This is a genomic window from Flavobacterium sp. P1_E4, assembly GCF_056405915.1.
Genome location: NZ_JBFUBE010000008.1, coordinates 101050 through 123401 on the forward strand (window position 1 = coordinate 101050; position 22352 = coordinate 123401).

Below are 22352 nucleotides of genomic sequence, written 5' to 3' on the forward strand. Positions count from 1 at the left end.
TATTTGCCCATTCAATTTTAAAAGCTTTAAAAGATTCAATTAATTGAAAATATATAATATAAATTAACGTACTGATAATATGATTATAGAACCAAGAATGAGAGGATTTATTTGTTTGACAGCCCAACCAAAAGGGAGCGAACAAAGTGTTAAAAATCAAATTGAATATGTAAAATCAAAAGGAACTATAGCTGGAGCTAAGAAAGTATTGGTTATCGGAGCTTCAACTGGTTTTGGTTTGGCTTCAAGAATTACAAGTGCTTTTGGTTCTGATGCCGCTACAATTGGTGTGTTTTTTGAAAAAGAACCTGCTGAAGGGAAAACTGCTTCTCCAGGTTGGTACAATTCAGCTGCTTTTGAAAAAGAAGCTCAAAAAGCAGGTTTGTACGCAAAAAGTATTAACGGAGATGCTTTTTCAAATGAAGTAAAAAGACAGACTTTAGATCTTATTAAAGCTGATTTAGGTCAAGTTGACTTAATTATATACAGTCTTGCTTCACCGGTAAGATTGAACCCAAATACAGGAGTTTTGCACCGTTCAACTTTAAAACCAATTGGACAAACATTCACTAATAAAACAGTTGATTTTCACACTGGAAAAGTTTCTGAAATTTCTATTGAACCTTGTACCGATGAAGATATTGCCAATACGGTTGCTGTAATGGGTGGTGAGGATTGGTCTATGTGGATAGATGCTTTGAAAGCTGAAAATTTATTGGCTCCAGGTGCTACAACTGTTGCTTATTCATACATCGGGCCATCATTAACTGAGGCTGTTTATAGAAAAGGAACAATTGGTCGTGCCAAAGATCACCTTGAAGCTACTGCATTCACGATTTCAGATAGTTTGGAAGATATTAATGGTAAAGCTTATGTTTCTGTAAACAAGGCTTTGGTAACACAGGCTAGTTCTGCTATCCCGGTTATTCCATTATATATTTCTTTATTGTATAAAATAATGAAAGAAAAAGGAATTCACGAAGGATGTATCGAACAAATTCAGCGTTTATACCAACAAAGATTATATACGGGAGAACCTATGATTACTGATGAAAAAGGAAGAATCCGTATTGACGATTGGGAAATGCGTGAGGATGTTCAGGCTCAAGTTGCTAAATTATGGTTAGAAGCTACAACTGAAAATCTAGCTGAATTGGGGGATTTAGAAGGATACAGAAGTGATTTCTACAATTTGTTCGGGTTTGGATTTGATGGTGTAGATTATAAAGCTGATACCAACGAAATGGTTGCTATTCCAAGTATTGGGTAATTAGCAAACAATATTTATAATTTTTAAAAACACCTTATTACTTGATGATTTAGATCAAGAGAATAAGGTGTTTTTTTATGGACTTAGTTTAATTAGTTAATTTTGGAGCAGAAAGTTTTTGCATTTTAGGAAATATCGTCCCGCTTTCCGTTGCAATCTTTTGTGCTGAACCCCGGCACAAAAGGATTTCCACTTCACACGAGCGAAGCGAACTGGCGAAGCAATCGGGGCTAAAGGGAGAAATATTGCTTTTTTGTCATCATCTAAAAAAGAAAAGATGCAATCTCAGAGTTATAGTATAATTTTAAATGTCATTTTATGTATAATTTATTAAAAGGAAAAAGAGGAATTATTTTTGGTGCTTTGGATGAAAATTCAATAGCTTGGAAAACAGCGGAACGTATTAATGAAGAAGGAGGAGTCTTTGTTTTGACTAATGCTCCTGCAGCAATGCGATTAGGAAATATTGATGCATTAGCAGAAAAAATTGGATGCCAAATAATTCCAGCTGACGCGACTTCGGTTGCAGATTTAGAAGTACTGGTTGATAAAGCGGTTGAGATTTTAGGAGGTAAAATTGATTTTGTTTTGCATTCTATCGGAATGTCAGTTAATGTTCGAAAAGGAAATCATTATACGAACCAAAATTATGAGTTTACTGAAAAAGGCTGGAATGTTTCTGCGGTTTCTTTTCATAAACTGATGCAAGTATTGTATAAAAAAGATGCTATGAATGAATGGGGTAGTATCATTGCTTTGTCTTATATGGCAGCGCAGCGTGTTTTTCCAGATTATAACGATATGGCAGATAATAAGGCTTTTTTGGAATCTGTTGCACGTAGTTTTGGGTATTTCTTTGGAAGAGATAAAAAAGTGAGAGTCAATACCATTTCGCAATCTCCAACTGCGACTAGAGCAGGCCAGGGAGTTAAAGGATTTGGAGGTTTTATTGCCTTCGCAGATAAAATGTCTCCTCTAGGTAATGCAACAGCTGCTGAATGCGCAGATTACATAGTCGTTATGTTTTCGGATTTGACTAGAAAAGTGACTTTGCAAAACTTACTGCATGATGGTGGATTCTCCAATATGGGAGTTAGTCAAGAAGTAATGGAAATGTTTGAATAGGAATATAAAGACGCTCGTAATAAAAAAACCATCATTATTTATTTGATGGTTTTTTTATTGATAAAGAGTACCTTTGCCCGAAATTTAAATTAAACGAATAAAAAAATAATAACCCAATTACTATTATGTTGTTTTCATTGATCATTCCCGTTTATAATCGCCCTGATGAAGTAGATGAATTATTAGAAAGTTTAGCAAAATCAACCTATGAAGAAATTTTTGAAATTGTATTGATAGAGGATGGTTCTACAATTCGATGTCAAGATGTTGCTAAAAAATATGGTGATAGACTAGATATTTCGTACTACTACAAAGAAAATTCAGGCCCAGGTGATTCCAGAAACTACGGAATGAATAAAGCTAGAGGGGATTATTATATAATTTTTGACTCAGATTGCATTATACCAAGTAATTATTTGACTGAAGTTGAAAAAGCCTTAAAGGAAAATTATGTGGATTGTTTTGGAGGTCCCGATAAAGCTTTGGATAGTTTTTCGGATATTCAGAAGGCTATTAATTTTGCTATGACCTCTTTCCTTACTACAGGAGGTATTAGAGGAGGATCAGAAAAAATAGGGAAATTTCAACCCAGAAGTTTTAATATGGGAATTTCTCGTAAGGCATTCGAGGTTTCTAAAGGCTTTGGTAATATTCATCCAGGAGAAGATCCGGATTTGTCAATCCGTTTATGGAACTTAGGTTTTGAAACCCGTCTTTTTTCAAAAGCATTTGTTTATCATAAAAGAAGAATCGATTGGGGAAAATTTACTATTCAAGTAAATAAATTTGGTAAAGCGAGACCAATACTAAATAGTTGGTATCCAGAATATAATAAATTAACTTTTTTCTTCCCAACGTTTTTTATAATAGGATTTTTTGTATCTTTAGTATTGTTGATTTTTAATCAAGATATTCTGCTTAAATTTTATTTTTGCTACTTTTTGGCATTATTTTTGCTATCTTCTATTCAGAATAAAAGTGTTAAAATTGGCTATTTATCAGTTATTGCAGTTTGGAAACAGTTTTATGGATATGGGATTGGATTTTTAAAATCTTATGTTAAAGTAATAATTTTAAAACAAGACCCAAAGGAAGCTTTTCCTGAATTGTTTTTTAAAATATAATATGACTAAAATAATTGGTTTAACTGGAGGAATTGGGAGCGGTAAAACTACTGTTGCTAATGAATTTTCATCTCTTGGGATTCCAGTTTATATTACTGATCTGGAGGCTAAAAAATTGATGCAATCTGATTCTGTTTTGAATCAGATTAGAGAAGAATTTGGAGATACCGTTTTTGATAATGGTGTTTTGCTTAGGGATAAATTATCCGAAATTGTTTTTAATAATGATAAAAGATTAGCAAAGCTTAATAGTATTGTGCATCCCGCAGTGAAACAACATTTCAGAGAATGGCTTTTAGAACATCAAAATAATCCGTTTGTTATTTACGAAAGTGCAATTTTATTTGAAAGTGGTAGTTATAAAGAGTGTGATTATGTTGTAAACGTCGTAGCCCCTCTTGAAATTAGGATTCAAAGAGTTATAAATAGAGATAAAACAACACGAGAAAAAGTTTTGGAAAGAATAAAAAATCAGTGGAATGATGAGGAAAAATCATCAAAAAGTGATTTTATTGTTAAAAACACTAGTATGGAGGCGATAAAGCTAGAAATTGTTAAAATTCTTAATTTTTTAAGAATTAAACAAATGAACTCTTAAATGTTAATCTTTGGTTAATGCTTTATTTACTATATTGTTAAAATACTAATTTTGCTTGAATGAACAAATTATTTTTTAGATTGCTTGTATTGTTAATGAGTTTATCCTTGATAGGGATAATTCTTGTGCAGGTATATTGGTTTAATACTTCATTTAAGAATAATGATGAGCAATTTAAGTTTCATGTTAAACAGGTAATAGGCAATGTCGCTGAGAAACTGCAGAATAGAGAAGCTTATAGTTTTTATGATAAATACAATCATTATAAAGATAGTACAGGTAAAATTCCTAGGAGGGATGACTTATTAGAATTTTATTATGTTCAAAAAAATCCAAAGACGAATCAAACTATCATTTATTCGAATAGTATAATATCCGAAGATTTTAAAATTTCATCTGGACTTTTTGATAAAAAATTTGATACTGAAAGTTTTAAAAATTTTAATTCTAAAAGGGTTACTGAAGTTTACAACAAGAGTAACCTCGATAATTCTGGTATACAACAGAGCTTGATTCCGGATGTAAAAATTGAAAAATCCGGGAATTTAGATATTTTAGATAATGCTCAATTTGAAATTTTCTTTAAAGATATTGCCTCTGCAATGCCTCTTCAAGAAAGAATTTCAAAGGAAGTTTTAAGAGAAATTATTAAAAAGGAATTAGAAGAATATGGCGTTAAGACCAAGTTTGAGTTCGGGATTTTAAGTAATGGAATACAAACTAAGGTTAAATCGGATAATTTTCAATATGATAAAGATGCTACTTATTCCATTCCGATTTTTACAGATAATGAAGGAAACGAAAAGTATAAACTGCTAGTTACTTTTCCGCATAAAAAGAAGTTTTTATTGTCCGAATTAGTGAGTATTACGATATTGTCTATCATATTTACGTTAATTATTATAATTGCTTATACCAGTGCTTTAAATCAGTTGATTCGTCAGAGACAAATTTCGGAGATAAAAACCGATTTTATAAATAATATGACGCATGAGTTCAAAACACCGATTGCTACAATAAATCTAGCTTTGGATGCTATCCGAAATCCGAAGATTATTGAAGATAAAGAAAAAGTGTTTAAGTACCTCAATATGATTCGGGATGAAAATAAACGAATGCATGCTCAGGTTGAAAATGTATTAAGGATATCTAAATTAGAAAAGAAAGAATTAAATATCATAAAGGAATCGAGTGATATCGAAGAAGTTATAAATGATGCTATTGAGCATGTTAACTTGATTTTAGAAGATAGGGAGGGAACTATTGGTATTCATTTTGGTGCTGTAAGAAAAACAGTTTTACTGAATGATGTTCACTTTACGAATGTAATAGTCAATATTTTGGAAAATGCCATAAAATACACACCAGGTATTCCTAAAATTGACATTTACACCGAAAATATCAAGGACATGGTTCTTATTAAAATAAAAGATAATGGCGTGGGTATGAGTAAAATTGCTCAAAAAAAGATTTTTGAAAAATTTTATAGAGAACATACCGGTGACATACATAATGTGAAAGGCCATGGTTTAGGTCTTGCTTATGTGAAAAGAATTGTAGACGACCATAATGGTCAAGTATATGTAGAAAGTGAAAAGGGAAAAGGAAGTACCTTCATTATAAAATTACCTTTAATAAATTAGAGTATGGAAAACACAAATAAAAAAATACTATTAGTAGAAGATGACCTTAATTTTGGTGCAGTTCTAAAAGACTATTTAATGCTAAATGATTTTGATGTTGTTTTGGCTAAGAATGGTATGGAAGGTTTTGAAAAATTCAAAAAGGATTCCTATGATTTATGCATCCTTGATGTAATGATGCCATATAAAGATGGGTATACTTTAGCTAAAGAAATTAGAGAAAAAAATAACGATGTACCTATCATTTTCCTTACTGCAAAGTCTATGAAAGAGGATGTGTTGAAAGGATATAAAGCTGGTGCAGATGATTATTTGAACAAACCTTTTGATTCTGAGGTTTTATTGATGAAAATTAAAGCTATCATTCAAAGAAAAGCATCTGATGTGAAAACAGAAGCAGTTCAATTCGAATTTAATGTTGGTAAGTTTCATCTTAATTCAAAACTTCGTTTCTTGACTTTTAATAACGAAGAACCTATTAAGTTGTCTCCAAAAGAGAATGAACTTCTTAAAATGTTGATTTTGCATGAAAATGATTTGATGCCAAGAGAATTGGCTTTAACAAAAATATGGAGAGATGATAACTATTTTACTTCTAGAAGTATGGATGTTTACATCGCCAAACTAAGAAAGTATTTAAAACAAGACGAGGATGTTGAAATTTTAAACATTCACGGTGAAGGATTTAGATTAGTTGTGAAAGGCAAATAATTGGGTCTTGTTAATTCATAAAAAAAAGCTTCGAAATTAATCGAAGCTTTTTTTATTTCCAATTGAGTTGGAAAGCAAAGCATGTTTTGTCCTCTTTGGTGATACTAAAAACAATATCCGTATCATTGATGCATTCATGAATGATGACTTTATCTTTTAGTGAGAGTTCTTTTAAAAAGTTCATCTCAAAGCTTTTTACTTGTTGGGAAAGTATTTTGTTTTCATCTACTAAATCCAAACACCATTCCAAATATTTTACGTTATTGGCATGATTGACAATATCCAAATCAGATAAGGAAACAGTTCTTTCAAAAATTTCTTCTTTTTCTTGGGGTAAATTTATTTTTGAGAAACCCATCTCAGTTGCTCTCTTTTCAGGATACAATTCAAAATGCTGGTAGGGAAGTGCCAAAGGTTCCGGTCTGCGGGCTTCAGTATTGAAAACAGCCCAAAAGGTTTCGGATCCTACTATTTTTTTGCCGTTGACATGCATTTCGAGCGCACGTACAGAACGGGAATTTTCTAATGAATTAATCCAGGTTTTTACGGTTACAACATCTCTCCATTTAGGTAACTCGGTAATTTCAACTCGCATTCTGCTCAAAACCCAAGCTTGGTTGAATTCCTGCATATCAGTAAAACTGATTCCACCCACTTCGGAATGGGCTGCAGCAGTTAATTGCAATAAATTGCATAAATCAGTGTATTTTAAATAGCCATTCGGGGTGCATTGGGTAAAATTGATTTCCCAGTCTTTACTCAATATGGAAGTGAAATTTGGATCTATTGGCATATAAATGAATTATGAATTATGAATTATGAATTATGAATTATGAATTATGAATTATGAATTTGGTCATTTATATAACTAATAATTTTCGTTCTATCAGTTAAATAATCAAACCATTTGGTATTTTCTTTTCGTTTGAACCAAGTGAGTTGGCGTTTTGAAAATCGACGGGTGTTTTTTTTGATCTCTTCAATAGCAAAAGGCAAAGTAAATTCTCCATCAAAATAGCTGAATAATTCTCGATATCCTACCGTTTGCAAGGCGTTTAATTCTTTGTGCTCGTATAAAGCTTGAGCTTCGACCAAAAGTCCTTGATTAAGCATTATGTCTACCCTTTGGTTTATTCTTTCGTAAATCACGTTTCTGTCGGCTTCAAGGCCAATGATGATAGGCATGAAATTTCGATTGTTTTTCTTTTGATTTAAAAACGAGGAATAAGGTTTCTCGGTTCCAAGACAAACTTCTACAAAACGCATCATACGTTGTGGATTTTGTAAGGTTTGTGAATTCTCCGAGGTTATTTTTTGGAAATATATTGGATCAAGTGTTTCTAGCTGTTGTTGTAAATATTCAATACCTAGATTTTCATAATTTAAATTTACGTTTTCACGAATAGAGGAATCTATTGCTGGAAATTCGTCAAAACCTTTTAAAATGGCATCGACATATAATCCAGAACCGCCAACAAGTACTACGTAATCATTGTTTTGGAATAATTCTTCTATTTTTAAAAGTGCTTCTTTTTCAAAATCACCTACGGTGTAATTATCAAAAATGGATTTGTTTTGAATAAAATGATGTGTTGCCGATGCCAATTCTTCTAGATTAGGTACCGCTGTTCCAATAGTCATTTCTTTGAAAAACTGTCGGCTGTCGCAGGAAACTATTTCACAATTATAGTGATTGGCCAGGTCAATGCTCAAGGCTGTTTTTCCTATGGCCGTTGGTCCGACTATGGTAATTAAGTACTTCATATTTTTTTGTTAGCCCAGATGGTAATGAAAACCCCGGAGTTATTCTGGTTTGTTTTTCTTGGTATAAAAGAGCGACTGAAAGAAGCTCCTTTTATGCCTTAGAAAAACTGCTGGAATAATGAGGAGTTGTAGTGTAAAGCTGGATTAGCTCCTAATTATTTTACTGTTGAAATTCATTTTGGGATTAGAAATTAATAATTTTCATTACCCTGTGTTTTCTTAAATAACCTTGAATGTAAGTTCTGGTATTTCTATTATTTGGTATTGGGACTAGGATGTTTTTTAGTATTTCGGGGTTTATAATTTGATAATTTAAATCATAAAATGCATATCCTTTACATATTCCTTTTTCGATTAATATTGCGCTGTGTTCCCCGGTTTTTCTTCCTCTGTCAATGATAATCATGTTTTTGTTGTCGAAAAGGTTTTTGTCGATAAAAACCTGAACCCTTGAATTGTATTCCTCGGAAGTTATATTTCCAATACAAGCACCATCACATTGATTGTTTTCATTTTGGGCACAAGGAGTTTTTGAATTGGAAAGACCGGTAAATTTTGGGCATAGTTGATAGCTTTCTGTAATGCGATTGAGAGCACCTTTTCCTTCCTGTTGGTTGGTAAATGCCGTTATTTCTTTTTTACGGCCATCGGCTTTTTGAAGCTTTAAATTCAAATATCCATTTGGATCTTTTTCTGCATAGATAGCCCAAGAGAAAGTATTCTTACGTGCCATTCGGTTATATATGGGACTATTTTTCTTTATTTCCTCGGATTCTTTCAATAATGCAATCAATTCACTTCCTGTTTCCTCAAAAGTAACTGTGAATACTTCGGCTTGGATTTTTTTAGAACTTCTGGTTATGCCTGTAAAATGCTGATTAACCCTTTTTTTGATGTTTTTGCTTTGCCCAATAAATATGATAGTGCCGTCTTCCTTATGGATGTAATAAATTCCGGTTTTGGAAGGTAGGCTTTCTATAATATCCAATAATTTTGGTGAAACGCCTTTTATAACTTCAAATTTGATTAATTCTTTTGTGATGGTTTTTTCAAGGTCTTTGTCCAAAAGCATCTTGAAAAGTTTGACTGTCGCCATGGCATCACCACTAGCTCTATGTCGGTCGGCCATTGGAATCCCAAGTGCTCTGACTAGTTTTCCTAAACTATGTGAAGGTTGTTCTGGTAACAGACGTTGGGATAATTCTACAGTACAAAGGGTTTTTATATTGAAATCATATCCGAGACGACGAAATTCGGTACGTAGAATTCGATAGTCGAAAGAGGCATTGTGCGCCACAAGAACACAGTCATTTGTCATTTCGATAATGCGTTTGGCAACTTCAAAAAACTTTGGAGCTCCACGGAGCATTTCATTGTTTATGCCGGTAAGTTTGACCACAAACGGTTGAATGGGGATTTCTGGATTGATTAAACTGATAAACTGATCTACGATTTCATGTCCATCAAATTTATAGATAGCAATCTCCGTAATCCCTTCTTCGTTGAATTGTCCTCCAGTGGTTTCTATGTCGAGTATTGCGTACAAAATTCAGTATTCAGTTTTTAGTAATCAGTTTATCATCTGAGATTAAAAAATATTTATCTTCCTCCAAAGATACTACTTCCAATCCGAACCATTGTACTGCCACACTCAATTGCTAATTGATAATCGCCTGACATTCCCATGGAAATAGATTTCATATTTTTATAATTATCAAAAATCGATTTCAAATGTGTGAATTCTTTTTTGATTTGGTTTTGATTATCCGTAAAAGTCGCCATTCCCATCAAACCGATAATTCGGATGTTTTTCATCTCTTTGAAAGTGGATGAGGCTAGGAGTGTAGATAGTTCTTCTTCGTCAAGTCCGAATTTTGATTCTTCTTCGGCGATGTGTATTTGAAGTAAACAATCAATAATGCGATTATTTTTTAAAGCTTGCTTGTTGATTTCTTCCAATAATTTCAAACTGTCCACCCCATGAATTAAGCTCACAAAAGAAGCCATGTATTTGACCTTATTGGTTTGTACATGTCCAATCATATGCCATTCGATATCTTTTGGCATTTGCTCCCATTTATCTACCATTTCCTGAATTTTGTTTTCACCAAAAATGCGTTGACCGGCATTGTAAGCTTCCATCAAATCAGGAACAGGTTTGGTTTTGGAAACTGCTACCAAAGTAACGTGCTCAGGAAGAGTTGATTTTATATGAAGAAGGTTTTGTTGAATGGACATAACGCTGATGAATTAAAGATTAAACAAACTGTTTTGAAATCTTTTCTGCCTTTTTACTTTCGCTATAATCATAAAAACCTTCACCTGATTTTACTCCCAATTTTCCTGCTCTCACCATATTTACCAATAATGGACAAGGAGCATATTTAGGGTTTTTGAAACCGTCGTACATTACATTTAGGATGGCAAGGCATACATCAAGACCAATAAAATCAGCTAGTTGTAAAGGTCCCATTGGGTGTCCCATTCCTAGTTTCATAACGGTATCAATTTCATAAACACCCGCAACTTTGTTGTATAAAGTTTCGATTGCTTCATTAATCATTGGCATCAGAATTCTATTGGCAACAAAACCTGGGTAATCGTTTACTTCTACCGGAACTTTACCCAGTTTTTCTGATAACTTCATGATAATGTTGGTCACTTCATCACTTGTGTTATAACCACGAATGATTTCAACCAGTTTCATAATTGGTACTGGATTCATAAAGTGCATTCCTATTACACGCTCCGGATGTGCTACTACAGCTCCAATCTGAGTAATCGAAATAGATGAAGTATTAGTCGCTAAAATTGTATTATGTGAACAAGCTTCGTTTAATTGCTTGAAAATGTTCAGTTTTAATTCTACATTTTCGGTTGCGGCTTCAACGACCAAATCAACTCCAACAACACCATCTTTAATGTCGGTATAAGTAATAATATTGGTAATTGTTTTGGCTTTGTCATCTTCTGTTATAGTTCCTTTTGAAACCATTCGGTCTAGGTTGGCCGCTATTGTTGCCATTCCTTTATCCAATGATTTTTCGGAAACATCGATTAGTTTTACAGTAAAACCACTTTGTGCAAAAGTATGAGCTATTCCGTTACCCATAGTTCCTGCTCCGATTACAGCTATAATTTTCATTTTTTTGTATTTAAAGTTAAAAAAGTTTAAAATTTAAAGACCAAATGATTGACTTTAAACTTTAAACTTTCAATGTATATTTTTATTTTTTATTTTTTAAAACAATCAATAATTTGATAGGCTACTCTCAATGCCTCTGTTGCTTGTTCTAATGTAACTATTGGTGTAGTATCGTTGTTGATGGCATCAGCAAATGATTCCAATTCGTCAAGGATAGCATTATTTTGTTCTACATCAGGATTTGAGAAATAAATTTGTTTTTTTACTCCCTCGGCATTTTGTAAAATCATGTCAAAATCACCTGGTACTTCTGGAGCATCTTTCATTTTTACCACTTCACATCTTTTTTCCAGAAAATCAACAGAGATATAAGCGTCTTTTTGAAAAAAGCGAGATTTACGCATATTTTTCATTGAAATTCGGCTAGCGGTTAAATTTGCAACACAGCCATTTTCGAATTCGATTCTGGCATTAGCAATATCTGGAGTATCACTTATTACAGAAACTCCGCTGGCATTGATATTTTTTACTTTTGATTGAACTACACTCAAGATGGCGTCAATATCGTGTATCATTAAATCCAAAACGACAGGAACATCGGTACCACGAGGATTGAATTCGGCCAATCTATGGGTTTCAATGAACATTGGGTTTTCAATCATGTTTTTGGTTGCAATAAATGCAGGATTGAACCTCTCAACATGTCCAACTTGTCCTTTTACATTGTATTCTTTGGCAAGTGCAATAATTTCTTCAGCTTCTTCAACCGTATTGGAAATAGGTTTTTCTATAAAAACATGTTTGCCTGACTTGATGGCTACTTTGGCACATTTATAGTGGGAAAGAGTAGGGGTGACAATATCAATAACATCAACTGCATGAATCAATGTTGCTATAGTGCTGAAATTTTTGTATCCAAATTCTTTACTTATTTTTTCAGCGTTTTCTTGATTTGGGTCATAAAAACCGACTAATTCATACTTCTCAGATTGTTGTAATAAACGCAAATGTATTTTACCTAGATGCCCGGCACCCAATACTCCAATTTTCAGCATAATAATGTTGTTTCCACAAAAATAGTAATAAAATAAGAAATTCCAATTTATAAAAATACTAAATTCTAGTCATATCAATTATTATTTTGAATAAGAATTAGATTTTATTTTGGATTGGAAATTGATTTAGTTTTCTATTTTTGTTCTGTAATAAAACCTTAAATTTTGAAAGATACAGCCAAGCATCAAGGACTTCGAAATCAATTAGTAACCGTTTTGCAACAAAAGGGAATTACTGATAAGAATGTCTTGGAAGCTATTAAAAAAATCCCCCGTCATTTATTTTTGAATTCTAGTTTTGAAGATTATGCTTATCAAGATAAGGCTTTTCCTATTGCTGCAGGTCAGACTATTTCCCAACCATATACTGTTGCTTTTCAATCGCAGTTATTAGAAATAAAAAAGGGGCATAAAGTTTTGGAAATTGGTACTGGTTCTGGGTATCAAACGGCTGTTTTATGTTTGATGGGCGCACAAGTTTTTAGTATAGAAAGACAGAATGAGTTGTTCAAACAAACATCAGCTTTATTGCCTAAACTTGGAATACGTCCTAAGCATCTTTCTTTTGGAGATGGTTATAAAGGATTGCCTAATCACGCTCCGTTTGATAGTATTATTGTTACAGCAGGTGCTCCAATTATTCCGCAACCTCTAATGGCTCAGCTCAAGATAGGAGGAAGGCTAGTGATTCCATTGGGGGAGGATATTCAAATTATGACACTGTTAATTCGAATCAATGAAACGCAATTTGAAAAACATGAATTTGGAGAGTTTCGTTTTGTTCCTTTATTAGAAGATAAAAATTAAATAACTACACCATATAAAAAAAGCAACACTAAATTTTTAGTGTTGCTTTTTTAGTTTAAATCCTTTTAGGGAAATAAATATATCTTATTTTGATTTTGGAGCCATATAGCCGTCCGCTTTCATTTGTTGTACACAAGCTTCCATGATTTCATCAACAGTAGTGTTTACATCAGATACATCAAGTGATTTTGTAGTGGCACTCCAAACTAATTTATTGTTTTTTAGGTCGAAAATATTGGTTTCGATATAATAATAGGTGTTTTCCTGATAGTATCCAGGAGAGTAATAAGCTGGAGCGTAAGCACCGTACCATCCACCAAATCCAGCACCGTAACCCATACCGTAACCACCTACATAGCCATATCCCATACCAGGATATCCCATACCACTATAGTAGTTTGTTGTTCCGGGAACATATTGTGTTTCTTTATCTGCTCTAATGAAACGCATAGTAATAGCTCCATCAAAACCTTCTGATTGTACAATACTTATTTTTTGTTCCTGGGTAAGATTTAAATTTTGTTGGTTCAAATAATTGTAGGAAGGATTTAGAACTTTCGGGTTTATGGAAGCAATCCTGTTTTCAGTTGATCTTCTGGTACTTTCATCTTTTGCTAATGCAACAATTAATACTTTCTTGAATTGTTCTTTGGCAAGCGTTGCATTTGGATCTCTCCAACTAGATACTATGGATGTATTACTTCCACAACTAGCAAAGCATACACAGATTAATGCGATAAATACGTTTTTCATAATTTTGTTTGTTTTGTTTTAATGTAAGTAAAAGTAATTATAATTTGAAAATAAAAACTATGAAATGAAATAAAAATTTGACAGGATTTGCTTTAATAAGCCTTTTTTATCCTATCTAAATCTCTTTTTGTATCTTGTTCTTTAAGTGATTCTCTTTTATCGTATGTTTTTTTACCCCTACAAAGTCCAATTTGTAGTTTGGCTAACCCTTTTTCGTTAGTAAAAAGTTTCAACGGAACTATGGTAAGTCCTTTGGCTTGTACACTTCGAGCCAGTCCTTTTAATTCTCTTTTGTTTAAAAGTAGTTTACGCTCACTTCGAGCTGCATGATTGAATTGATTTCCAAAACTATATTCTTCAATGTAAGTATTGATGGCAAAAAGTTCATTGTTGCTAAATTCGCAGAAGCTTTCGGTGATATTTGCTTTTCCTAATCGAATGGATTTTATCTCGGTTCCAGCCAAAACAATTCCAGCGGTATAGGTTTCAAGGATTTCATAATCGAAACGAGCTCTTTTATTGAGTATGTTGACAGTTTTTTGCATAGTTGGGCAAATTTAGGAACTAATTAATGAAAGACCAATTGTTTTTAGGAAAATGCTATAAATTTGCATCATGGAAAAACAACAGTCAAAAGATCCGCTTCACGGAGTCACACTTCAAAAAATTGTAGAAGCATTAGTGGAATATTATGGATTTGACACCTTGGGAGAGTTGATAAAAATAAAATCGTTCAATGAAAACCCAAGCGTAAAATCAAGTCTCACCTTTTTACGAAAAACCGATTGGGCCCGAAAACAAGTCGAAGAGTTGTACATAAAAACCATTCCAAAAATGTATTCCAAATAATTAGGAGCTAATCCTGCTATCCGCTACAATCTTGTCGGCCGAACCCCGGCCAACAAGGATTTCCACTATTATCAGGGCTAGGGCATTGGTTTTCATATGAAAGATTAGTGTATTATGACAAGTGGTTATTTTTCATCTCCATTTAAAGACTCATTTCCATAATTGGCATAAACCTATTTTTTATAGAAGTTTCGAATTCTCCAATTTTTTTGAATCCAATTTTCAGATAAAAATTTTCAGCATTTGGTTCAGAATCTAAAGTTATTTTTTCAAACTTTTCATTTTTCATTCGATTTAAAAAATCAGTCATTAAATATTTTCCAAATCCTTTTCCAATATATTCTGGTAAAATAAACAGGTTGTCAAGTATTACATTCTTTTTCTCTTTTATGATATAAGAATAATAACCAATTATTTCATTGTCATTTATTAATGTGAAGACACAATTGGTTTCAATATAGGCTGAGGAAACGGTTAGGTTGTTATTCCATCTTAAAATTTGTTCTTCAGAATATCCCCAATAGGCTTTTGACTTTTTTGTTATTTCTGTCAAAATTTCATTGTCATTTATGCTTGCTTTTTTGATTTTCATTTTTTTAAATTGAAGCAATTATACATTAACCGATATTCAAAATTATTTATTCAAAAGCGAATAGATCATCGAATCAAGAAAACGACCTTCGTAGTATTCATGTTCTAGTAAATGAGCCTCTTTTACAAAGCCATTTTTTAGTAAAACCTTTTCTGAACCTTTATTTTCAGGATCCAAAACAGCTTCTATAGAATGTAGTTTCATCTCTTTAAATCCATATTCTATCACCTTTTGTAATGCTTCTGATACGATTCCTTTTCCATTGTGCTTTGGAAATATCATGTAGCCCACTTCGGCTCTGTAATGTTCCGGTTTCATTCGGTAGTAACCAATAATTCCTATGAGTTTTTCAGGTTCCTCAAGAAAATAAATGCCCCAATTGATGCCAATACCGTTTTCTATTTTATCATCAAACATAGCGATAAGTTCCAAGGCATCTTCTTTGCTCTTGAGATAAGGTCTCGGAATGTATTTCATGACTTCATCATTCGAACGCAAAGACAAAATATCGTCCGCATCATTTGCACTTACTTGTCGTAATAGTAAACGTTGGGATTCTAATATTGGAAATGGTAAAAAATTAATTTCTAGCATAACGTTCAATTATTATTAGTTTAGAGAATTTCAATACTGAAAGCAGAATGGAAAGTAGCGTTCGCTTCCAATATTTGAATACCTTCTTTTTCAAAAAGATTACCAAATTTAGTTACAGTGTCAGAATACCCAAACCAAGGTTCAATGCATATAAAAGGAGCATTTGACGGAGTCCAAATCCCTAAATCCGGGAAATCAGAATAGCTTACTTTTAAAAATGGTTTGGATTTCTCCAAAATGGTTATTGATTTGGAAACTATTTTTTTGAAAACCAAAGCATCATTTGCAAAAAGGCCATAATTCAAATGCAATTCATTGTTGTTCAAATGTAATTCATCGGTTGTATCCGAAATCAAACCATCCTTCAATAAATAATAGTTTAAGGTTTCTTTTTTATCGAAAGCCAAACTATAATTTTCAAAATCCCCAGGCAAATCAAAAGCTGGGTGTGCTCCAATCGAAAAAGGCATTTTTGTTTCCCCATTATTGAATACTTTGTACTCTATTTTTAAAGATTTGTTTTCCAAAGTATAAACTAAGTGCAAATCAAAATCAAATGGGTATTTTTCTTTGGTTTCTGAAGATGCTACTAATGAAAAAGTTGCGCTATTTTCTTGTTTGTCAATCAATTCAAATTCCATTTCACGTGCAAAACCGTGTCGAGACAATTGATATTGAACATTGTTATGTTGGTATGAATTGTCTTTTAGGGTACCTACAATCGGGAATAAAACAGGAGAATGTTTTCCCCAAAATGCTGGGTTTCCACTCCAAATGTATTCTTTGTTATAATTGTCTTTTAAGGAACATAATTCGGCTCCAGTATGTTTTATTTGAGCAGTTAAATAGGGGTTGGATATAGTTGTGGTCACAATAATAGTTGTTTTTGGTTGTTAAATTAGCGTTGTAAAGATATTTTATAATTCTTGTTTTAAGAAAGAAAATTGAGATTATATTTGGAACATGGAATCAATCAAATTCTTAATTTTAAGCGGAAATTTGATTTTTTTTCCATTAATTTGCTTTAGAAACACAAATTTTATGAAATAAGCATAATGAAAGTAGTTTCAAATATAGATTGCTGAAATATTAATTATGTAATACTTCCAATAAAAATTAATAAAAATTTACCTTATGAAAAACAATTGTATTAAAGTCTTGTTTCAACTGACTTTATTAACAGTGTTTAGTACTTCATGGAGTCAAGATGCTCCTGCAACTAGCACATCTACTACCAATCCAGTTTCAAAGTATGATTATCATGATGCCTTTGGGCCATTTTTTTATGTAAATAATGGTACATCTACTAGGTCTGCTAGCGGTGAGCCAGGTCATGAATACTGGCAAAACAGAGCAGACTATAAATTGACTGCTAAACTGAATGAAAAAACAAATGAGATTATAGGGACTGATATAGTTACCTATACTAACAATAGTTATGATAAAATGTCCTTTGTATGGATGCACTTGGACCAAAATTTATTTAAATCTGATTCTAGAGGAAACGCTCTTGTTCCATTAACAGGTAGTCGCAATGGTGCCCAAGGTGAGGCTTTTGACGGAGGTCATAAAATTAAATCAGTTAAGATTGTTAGTACTTCCAAAGGTAAATCTGTTGAAAAAGAGGCAAAATATATTATCACGGATACTAGAATGCAAGTTTTTCTACCAGATGATTTGAAAGCGAGAGGTGGAGTTGTGAAAATAAAAATTGATTTTTCATTCATTTCTCCAAAAGAAGGTTCAGATAGAATGGGAGTTTTAGATACTAAAAACGGTAAAATTTTCACTATAGCCCAATGGTATCCTCGTATGTGTGTGTATGATGATTTGAGAGGTTGGAATACCAATCCATATTTGGGTGCTTCTGAGTTTTATTTAGAGTATGGTGATTTTGATGTTAATATTACAGTGCCTTCCAACCACGTTGTAGTTTGTTCTGGAGAGTTGTTAAATCCAACTGCGGTTTATTCTGCTGAAGAACAAAAAAGAATTGCCAAAGCCAAACAAAGTGAAAAAACTGTGATGATTCGTACTGCAGAGGAAGTGGCAGCCAATGCTTCAAAAGCAGGAACTACTTCTGAAAAAACATGGCATTTTAAAATTAAAAATGCACGTGATCTTTCATGGGCATCTTCACCTGCATTTATATTGGATGGAGCAAGAATTAATTTACCTAGTGGTGCAAAATCCTTTGCATTATCTGCTTATCCTGTCGAAAGTGCTGGAAATGAAGCTTGGGGACGTGCTACAGAATATACTAAAACTTCTATTGAGAATTATTCAAAAAGATGGTTTGAATATCCTTACCCAGTTGCAACCAACGTTGCCGGAAATGAAGGCGGAATGGAATATCCAGGAATTGTATTTTGCGGATGGGAATCCAAAGGAGAGGATTTATGGGGAGTTACGGATCATGAATTTGGTCATGGTTGGTTCCCAATGATTGTAGGTTCGAATGAGCGTTTATTTGGTTGGATGGACGAAGGATTCAATACTTTTATTAATTCAATTAGTTCAGTTGATTTCAATAATGGAGAATATAAAAGTAAGCCAACTGATTTTCATCAAAATGCCGAATACTTTACAGATCCAAAGAATGAACCAATCATGAGTTCTCCTGATAATATGAAGGAAAAAAACATTGGTCTTTTATGTTACTTTAAACCAAGTGCTGGATTGGTTACTTTAAGAGAACAAATATTGGGGCCAGAACGTTTTGATTTAGCTTTTAGAACTTACGTAGAACGTTGGGCATTCAAGCATCCAGCACCAGACGATTTTTTTAGAACCATTGAGAATGTCGCGGGTGAAGATTTAAGCTGGTTTTGGAGAGGTTGGTTTGTAAATAATTGGCGTTTGGATCAAGGTGTGAATTCTGTTAAATATGTAAAAAATGATGCTAGCAAAGGATCTGTAATCACAATCGAAAATTTTGAAAAAATGGCTATGCCAGTTGTTTTGGATGTAAAAACAAAAAGTGGAAAAGTAACTCGTGTTAAATTGCCTGTGGAAATTTGGCAACGCAATACAGATTGGTCTTTCAAGGTGAATACTACCGAAGAAATAGAGAGTGTGGTGATTGATCCGGATCATGCATTTCCAGATGTGAATGAAAGCAATAACACTTGGAAATCAGGTAGTGGAACTGTTGAAAAAGACATCGTTTTGGACGGTTACTTAGGTAAATTTTCTACTAAAGCTGCACCTTTGAAAATTGAGATTACAGAGAAAAATGGTGTGCTTTATGCTGAAATCACCGATTATCCAAAATTCCCTCTTACATCTATTGGTAAAGATAAATTTGAATCCAAAGATGCTGGGGTTACATTTGAATTTAACGAAGCTAAAAACGCATTTGACATGATTATTAGTTCAAATCAAAAATTACCTTTTACGAGAGACTAAAAGGGTTTTATCCAATAATAAAAAAAGACTTGTAGATTTCTACAAGTCTTTTTTTATTAATACAACTCAAATGAGTTTAAGTTTTGTTGTGATAAATCTATTCCGGAATTTGTTGGCTCAAGCAATGCAACGTTCCAAATCCCCAAATGAAGTCAATAGCACTGATTCCGATGATTTCTCTATCAGGGAAACATTCTGCCAAAATATTTAGCGCAGCTCTATCATTAGCATCATTAAAGGTTGGAACCAAAACACAATTGTTCAAAATCAAGAAATTGGCATAACTGGCTGGTAGACGCAAATCCTCAAAATCAATTCTTTTTGGCATTGGTAATGCTACCACAATTGGAGCTTTTCCGTTTTCTAGTTTGGCATTTTGCAGTCTTTTCAGATTATCTTGTAACGGTTTGTAGTTGTTGTCATTTGGATCCAATTCGACTATTGTTACAATTGTGTCTTCGTTTACAAATCGGCATAAATCATCGATATGTCCATGCGTATCATCACCTTCAATTCCATCTCCCAACCAAATTACATTGGTAATTCCTAGATATTCTTTGAAAACTGCTTCGTAATCTTCTTTGGTAAATCCTGCGTTTCTAACTTGAATATCGGGATGCATCAAACATTCTTCAGAAGTTAACAGTGTTCCTTTTCCGTTTACGTCAATAGCGCCTCCTTCAACAATTACTGGCCTCCCTTTGTACATTACCTGGGTTACGGGCATATTTAGAAATTCCCCCACTTTTGCAGGAACGTGTTTGTCTAAATTAATATTTTTATATTTTGCCCAACCGTTAAAATTGAAATTTAAAGCTTCTCTTTTTGTACCATTTTTGACAATGATCGGTCCAGAATCACGCATCCAACTGCGATTGGTTTTATGTATAATGAAAGAAATATTACTCATTTTTACATGAGCAGTTTCCAGCATTTCGGCTACTTTGTTTTTTTGATTTTCATCGGCAACAACCAAAAACACTTGCTCGTAAGTTGCAACTTTCTTTATGAATTCAACAAAAGCCCATTGAACGGCTTCGTATTTTCCTGGCCAATCTTTTCCGTTATGTGGAAAACACAATAAAATTCCTTGTTGTTTTTCCCATTCTGCAGGGAATCTTCTTGTAAGTGTAGTCATAGTAAAAGCTAATTGTAATGCGTGCAAAGATAAGCAAACAGTACAATTAATAAATAATTCTGATGCTTACATTTTATTCTTTTGGATGTAAATCAAATTCATATGAATAGTTATATTAAAGATTTTATAATATTCACGTAATAAGTGCTTTGGTTATCGGGAGTAATTTTGGAAAAACTAAAAATTAATAAGATGATAAAGAAAAGTGTGGCTGTCCTTGCAGCGTTATTTTTAATTGTGAGTTGTGAAAATAGTAGTGATTCCAATGATACGCCTGAAGAAACAGTAAACGAAGATCCTTCTACTTTCAAAGAAATAGGTTCCTTGACTATTGGTGGTACTGGAGCAGCAGAAATAAGTGCTTATGATGAACCCACTAAAAAATTATTTACAGTAAATAACAGCAGTGCCAATAAAATTGATGTAATTGATATTTCGGATCCATCGAAACCGACTTTAGTGACCAGTATTGATTTGGTTCCTTATAATGGAGCGGCCAATAGTGTGGCAACTTTTAATGGGAAATTGGCAGTTGCTATGGAATCAACATTAAACAAGCAAGATCCAGGTAAAGTGGTTATTTTTGATACTTCAAATTATGCTTTTGTAAAAGAAGTTGCAGTTGGTGCCTTGCCGGATATGATTACTTATTCACATGATGGAAAATTCATATTAACGGCTAACGAAGGAGAACCAAATGATAATTATTCGCAAGACCCAGATGGATCTGTTTCAATTATTGATGTTGCTTCCGGCTATACTGTTACAACTTTAAATTTCGCCAGTTTTAGTGATCAATTATCGAATTTAAAAACGAAAGGATTTAGAATTGCAAGTCCAACAAATAATTTTTCTGCCGATATCGAGCCAGAATATATTACCGTTTCTGCTGATTCTAAAACAGCTTGGGTAACTTTACAGGAGAACAATGGTATTGCCAAAATTGATTTGACAACCAAAACAATCACACAGCTTTTTCCTTTAGGTTATAAAGATTACAGTTTAGCCGAAAACGCGATAGATATTAGTGATAAAGATGGCGCTATTGCTTTTAATCCTTGGAAACTAAAAGGAATGTTCCAACCGGATGCGATTAGTAATTTTGAGGTAAATAAAGTGCAATATATTGTTACCGCAAATGAAGGTGATGCAAGAGAATACTCTGCTTTTGTAGATGTAAAAAGAATTGGTAGTTCTTCTGTTATATTGGATCCAACTATTTTTCCAAATGCAGCGGCATTAAAAGCTGATGCAAGTATGGGAAGATTGAATATCAATACCAAAATGGGTGATACTGATGGAGATGGAGATTTTGATGAACTAGTTGGATTTGGTGCTCGTTCTTTTTCAATATGGAATGGAGCTACAGGTCAATTGGTTTTTGACAGTAAAAATGAATTGGACAAAAAAGCATACGAATTTGGAGTTTATGATGACGGAAGGAGTGATGATAAAGGTGTGGAACCAGAAGCCGTTTATGTCACTAAAATGGGAGATAAGCAAATTCTTTTTGTTGGATTAGAAAGAGCCGATGCCTTTATGGTATATGATGTGAGTAATCCAATGGCACCAAAATATCTACAAACATTAAAAACAGGCGATGCTCCAGAAGGTTTATTGTTTATTCCAGCTTCCAAAAGTCCAAACAAAAGAAGCTTAGTTGTAGTAAGCAGTGAAGGAGATGGTTCAGTTAAAATTTACCAACCGGATTTGAATTAGGGGGAAGTTGCTGAGTTTTTTTTAAAACATATAATCTAAAAAAAAAACTACCAATTG

22 protein-coding genes are annotated in these 22352 nt (G+C 33.2%); 10 read left to right on the forward strand and 12 right to left on the reverse strand.

The genetic code is table 11. The features are described from left to right. The first annotated feature begins 79 nt into the window (after positions 1–79). The 6 genes from fabV to AC1DY0_RS09935 all read left to right on the forward strand — a co-directional run bounded on the left by fabV (position 80) and on the right by AC1DY0_RS09935 (position 6471). On the forward strand, positions 80–1270 hold the full coding sequence (gene fabV / locus AC1DY0_RS09910; RefSeq protein ID WP_477188440.1) for an enoyl-ACP reductase FabV: 1191 nt from the start codon (positions 80–82) through the stop codon (positions 1268–1270). Between the two features lie 318 nt (positions 1271–1588). Then, positions 1589–2395: an enoyl-ACP reductase FabI gene (locus AC1DY0_RS09915; protein ID WP_477188441.1), complete on the forward strand. Its 807-nt coding sequence runs from the start codon at positions 1589–1591 to the stop codon at positions 2393–2395. Between the two features lie 125 nt (positions 2396–2520). After that, positions 2521–3519 (forward strand): glycosyltransferase family 2 protein, encoded by a 999-nt coding sequence (locus AC1DY0_RS09920; RefSeq protein ID WP_477188442.1) that lies wholly within the window; start codon positions 2521–2523, stop codon positions 3517–3519. Between the two features lies 1 nt (position 3520). After that, positions 3521–4117 carry a dephospho-CoA kinase gene (coaE, locus tag AC1DY0_RS09925; protein ID WP_477188443.1) on the forward strand — a complete coding sequence of 199 codons (597 nt, stop codon included), beginning with the start codon at positions 3521–3523 and terminating at the stop codon, positions 4115–4117. Positions 4118–4176: 59 nt separating this feature from the next. Continuing rightward, positions 4177–5760, forward strand: coding sequence for a sensor histidine kinase (locus AC1DY0_RS09930; RefSeq protein WP_477188444.1), 1584 nt, complete (start codon positions 4177–4179; stop codon positions 5758–5760). 3 nt (positions 5761–5763) lie between these two features. Next, positions 5764–6471: a response regulator transcription factor gene (locus tag AC1DY0_RS09935; protein ID WP_077373802.1), complete on the forward strand. Its 708-nt coding sequence runs from the start codon at positions 5764–5766 to the stop codon at positions 6469–6471. Between the two features lie 52 nt (positions 6472–6523). Here AC1DY0_RS09935 and AC1DY0_RS09940 read toward each other — a convergent pair whose 3' ends face one another. From AC1DY0_RS09940 to AC1DY0_RS09965, 6 genes are all read right to left on the reverse strand, one after another. Beyond that, a complete protein-coding gene (locus AC1DY0_RS09940) occupies positions 6524–7264 on the reverse strand; it encodes an acyl-[acyl-carrier-protein] thioesterase (protein ID WP_477188445.1) in 741 nt (246 codons plus the stop codon). 44 nt (positions 7265–7308) lie between these two features. Continuing rightward, positions 7309–8235 carry a tRNA (adenosine(37)-N6)-dimethylallyltransferase MiaA gene (gene miaA / locus AC1DY0_RS09945; RefSeq protein ID WP_477188446.1) on the reverse strand — a complete coding sequence of 309 codons (927 nt, stop codon included), beginning with the start codon at positions 8233–8235 and terminating at the stop codon, positions 7309–7311. A 184-nt stretch (positions 8236–8419) separates the two neighbouring features. Next, entirely contained in the window at positions 8420–9781 is a 1362-nt protein-coding gene (locus AC1DY0_RS09950; protein ID WP_477188447.1) for an exonuclease domain-containing protein, read from the reverse strand. 53 nt (positions 9782–9834) lie between these two features. After that, on the reverse strand, positions 9835–10473 hold the full coding sequence (locus AC1DY0_RS09955) for a YggS family pyridoxal phosphate-dependent enzyme (RefSeq protein WP_477188448.1): 639 nt from the start codon (positions 10471–10473) through the stop codon (positions 9835–9837). Between the two features lie 19 nt (positions 10474–10492). Then, entirely contained in the window at positions 10493–11380 is an 888-nt protein-coding gene (locus AC1DY0_RS09960) for a 3-hydroxyacyl-CoA dehydrogenase family protein (RefSeq protein ID WP_116797868.1), read from the reverse strand. Positions 11381–11469: 89 nt separating this feature from the next. Further along, on the reverse strand, positions 11470–12435 hold the full coding sequence (locus AC1DY0_RS09965; protein WP_477188449.1) for a Gfo/Idh/MocA family protein: 966 nt from the start codon (positions 12433–12435) through the stop codon (positions 11470–11472). Positions 12436–12600: 165 nt separating this feature from the next. Between AC1DY0_RS09965 and AC1DY0_RS09970 the strand changes: the two genes are divergently transcribed. Then, positions 12601–13242, forward strand: a complete 642-nt coding sequence (locus tag AC1DY0_RS09970) for a protein-L-isoaspartate(D-aspartate) O-methyltransferase (protein WP_477188450.1) — start codon at positions 12601–12603, stop codon at positions 13240–13242. An 84-nt stretch (positions 13243–13326) separates the two neighbouring features. Here the strand turns inward: AC1DY0_RS09970 and AC1DY0_RS09975 are convergent, their stop codons facing one another. Together AC1DY0_RS09975 and smpB are read right to left on the reverse strand one after the other, a co-directional pair. Further along, complete coding sequence (locus AC1DY0_RS09975) at positions 13327–13995, reverse strand: DUF4136 domain-containing protein (RefSeq protein WP_477188451.1); 669 nt, start codon at positions 13993–13995, stop codon at positions 13327–13329. A 92-nt stretch (positions 13996–14087) separates the two neighbouring features. After that, positions 14088–14540, reverse strand: a complete 453-nt coding sequence (gene smpB, locus AC1DY0_RS09980; RefSeq protein ID WP_116797872.1) for an SsrA-binding protein SmpB — start codon at positions 14538–14540, stop codon at positions 14088–14090. Between the two features lie 70 nt (positions 14541–14610). On the opposite strand from smpB, the gene AC1DY0_RS09985 reads away from it, so the two are divergent. Beyond that, positions 14611–14844: a VF530 family protein gene (locus AC1DY0_RS09985; protein ID WP_477188452.1), complete on the forward strand. Its 234-nt coding sequence runs from the start codon at positions 14611–14613 to the stop codon at positions 14842–14844. 142 nt (positions 14845–14986) lie between these two features. Here AC1DY0_RS09985 and AC1DY0_RS09990 read toward each other — a convergent pair whose 3' ends face one another. The 3 genes from AC1DY0_RS09990 to AC1DY0_RS10000 are packed head-to-tail and all read right to left on the reverse strand — an operon-like array spanning position 14987 to position 16902. Continuing rightward, on the reverse strand, positions 14987–15436 hold the full coding sequence (locus AC1DY0_RS09990) for a GNAT family N-acetyltransferase (protein WP_477188453.1): 450 nt from the start codon (positions 15434–15436) through the stop codon (positions 14987–14989). Positions 15437–15478: 42 nt separating this feature from the next. Further along, positions 15479–16030 (reverse strand): GNAT family N-acetyltransferase, encoded by a 552-nt coding sequence (locus AC1DY0_RS09995; protein WP_477188454.1) that lies wholly within the window; start codon positions 16028–16030, stop codon positions 15479–15481. A 20-nt stretch (positions 16031–16050) separates the two neighbouring features. After that, positions 16051–16902, reverse strand: a complete 852-nt coding sequence (locus AC1DY0_RS10000; RefSeq protein ID WP_477188455.1) for an aldose 1-epimerase family protein — start codon at positions 16900–16902, stop codon at positions 16051–16053. A 262-nt stretch (positions 16903–17164) separates the two neighbouring features. On the opposite strand from AC1DY0_RS10000, the gene AC1DY0_RS10005 reads away from it, so the two are divergent. Beyond that, entirely contained in the window at positions 17165–19438 is a 2274-nt protein-coding gene (locus AC1DY0_RS10005; protein WP_477188456.1) for a M1 family metallopeptidase, read from the forward strand. A 97-nt stretch (positions 19439–19535) separates the two neighbouring features. Here the strand turns inward: AC1DY0_RS10005 and AC1DY0_RS10010 are convergent, their stop codons facing one another. Further along, positions 19536–20576: an agmatine deiminase family protein gene (locus AC1DY0_RS10010; RefSeq protein WP_477188457.1), complete on the reverse strand. Its 1041-nt coding sequence runs from the start codon at positions 20574–20576 to the stop codon at positions 19536–19538. A 192-nt stretch (positions 20577–20768) separates the two neighbouring features. On the opposite strand from AC1DY0_RS10010, the gene AC1DY0_RS10015 reads away from it, so the two are divergent. Next, positions 20769–22295 carry a choice-of-anchor I family protein gene (locus AC1DY0_RS10015; protein ID WP_477188458.1) on the forward strand — a complete coding sequence of 509 codons (1527 nt, stop codon included), beginning with the start codon at positions 20769–20771 and terminating at the stop codon, positions 22293–22295. The last annotated feature ends 57 nt before the right edge of the window (positions 22296–22352 follow it).

Coding starts and splice junctions, on each gene's coding strand:
- AC1DY0_RS09965 (WP_477188449.1), bottom strand. CDS start 12,435: ATGCTGAAAATTGGAGTATTGGGTGCCGGGCATCTAGGTAAAATACAT.
- AC1DY0_RS09915 (WP_477188441.1), top strand. CDS start 1,589: ATGTATAATTTATTAAAAGGAAAAAGAGGAATTATTTTTGGTGCTTTG.
- AC1DY0_RS09995 (WP_477188454.1), bottom strand. CDS start 16,030: ATGCTAGAAATTAATTTTTTACCATTTCCAATATTAGAATCCCAACGT.
- miaA (WP_477188446.1), bottom strand. CDS start 8,235: ATGAAGTACTTAATTACCATAGTCGGACCAACGGCCATAGGAAAAACA.
- fabV (WP_477188440.1), top strand. CDS start 80: ATGATTATAGAACCAAGAATGAGAGGATTTATTTGTTTGACAGCCCAA.
- AC1DY0_RS10010 (WP_477188457.1), bottom strand. CDS start 20,576: ATGACTACACTTACAAGAAGATTCCCTGCAGAATGGGAAAAACAACAA.
- AC1DY0_RS09960 (WP_116797868.1), bottom strand. CDS start 11,380: ATGAAAATTATAGCTGTAATCGGAGCAGGAACTATGGGTAACGGAATA.
- AC1DY0_RS09985 (WP_477188452.1), top strand. CDS start 14,611: ATGGAAAAACAACAGTCAAAAGATCCGCTTCACGGAGTCACACTTCAA.
- AC1DY0_RS09930 (WP_477188444.1), top strand. CDS start 4,177: ATGAACAAATTATTTTTTAGATTGCTTGTATTGTTAATGAGTTTATCC.
- AC1DY0_RS09935 (WP_077373802.1), top strand. CDS start 5,764: ATGGAAAACACAAATAAAAAAATACTATTAGTAGAAGATGACCTTAAT.
- AC1DY0_RS09940 (WP_477188445.1), bottom strand. CDS start 7,264: ATGCCAATAGATCCAAATTTCACTTCCATATTGAGTAAAGACTGGGAA.
- AC1DY0_RS10005 (WP_477188456.1), top strand. CDS start 17,165: ATGAAAAACAATTGTATTAAAGTCTTGTTTCAACTGACTTTATTAACA.
- coaE (WP_477188443.1), top strand. CDS start 3,521: ATGACTAAAATAATTGGTTTAACTGGAGGAATTGGGAGCGGTAAAACT.
- AC1DY0_RS09920 (WP_477188442.1), top strand. CDS start 2,521: ATGTTGTTTTCATTGATCATTCCCGTTTATAATCGCCCTGATGAAGTA.
- AC1DY0_RS09975 (WP_477188451.1), bottom strand. CDS start 13,995: ATGAAAAACGTATTTATCGCATTAATCTGTGTATGCTTTGCTAGTTGT.
- AC1DY0_RS10015 (WP_477188458.1), top strand. CDS start 20,769: ATGATAAAGAAAAGTGTGGCTGTCCTTGCAGCGTTATTTTTAATTGTG.
- AC1DY0_RS09955 (WP_477188448.1), bottom strand. CDS start 10,473: ATGTCCATTCAACAAAACCTTCTTCATATAAAATCAACTCTTCCTGAG.
- AC1DY0_RS09990 (WP_477188453.1), bottom strand. CDS start 15,436: ATGAAAATCAAAAAAGCAAGCATAAATGACAATGAAATTTTGACAGAA.
- smpB (WP_116797872.1), bottom strand. CDS start 14,540: ATGCAAAAAACTGTCAACATACTCAATAAAAGAGCTCGTTTCGATTAT.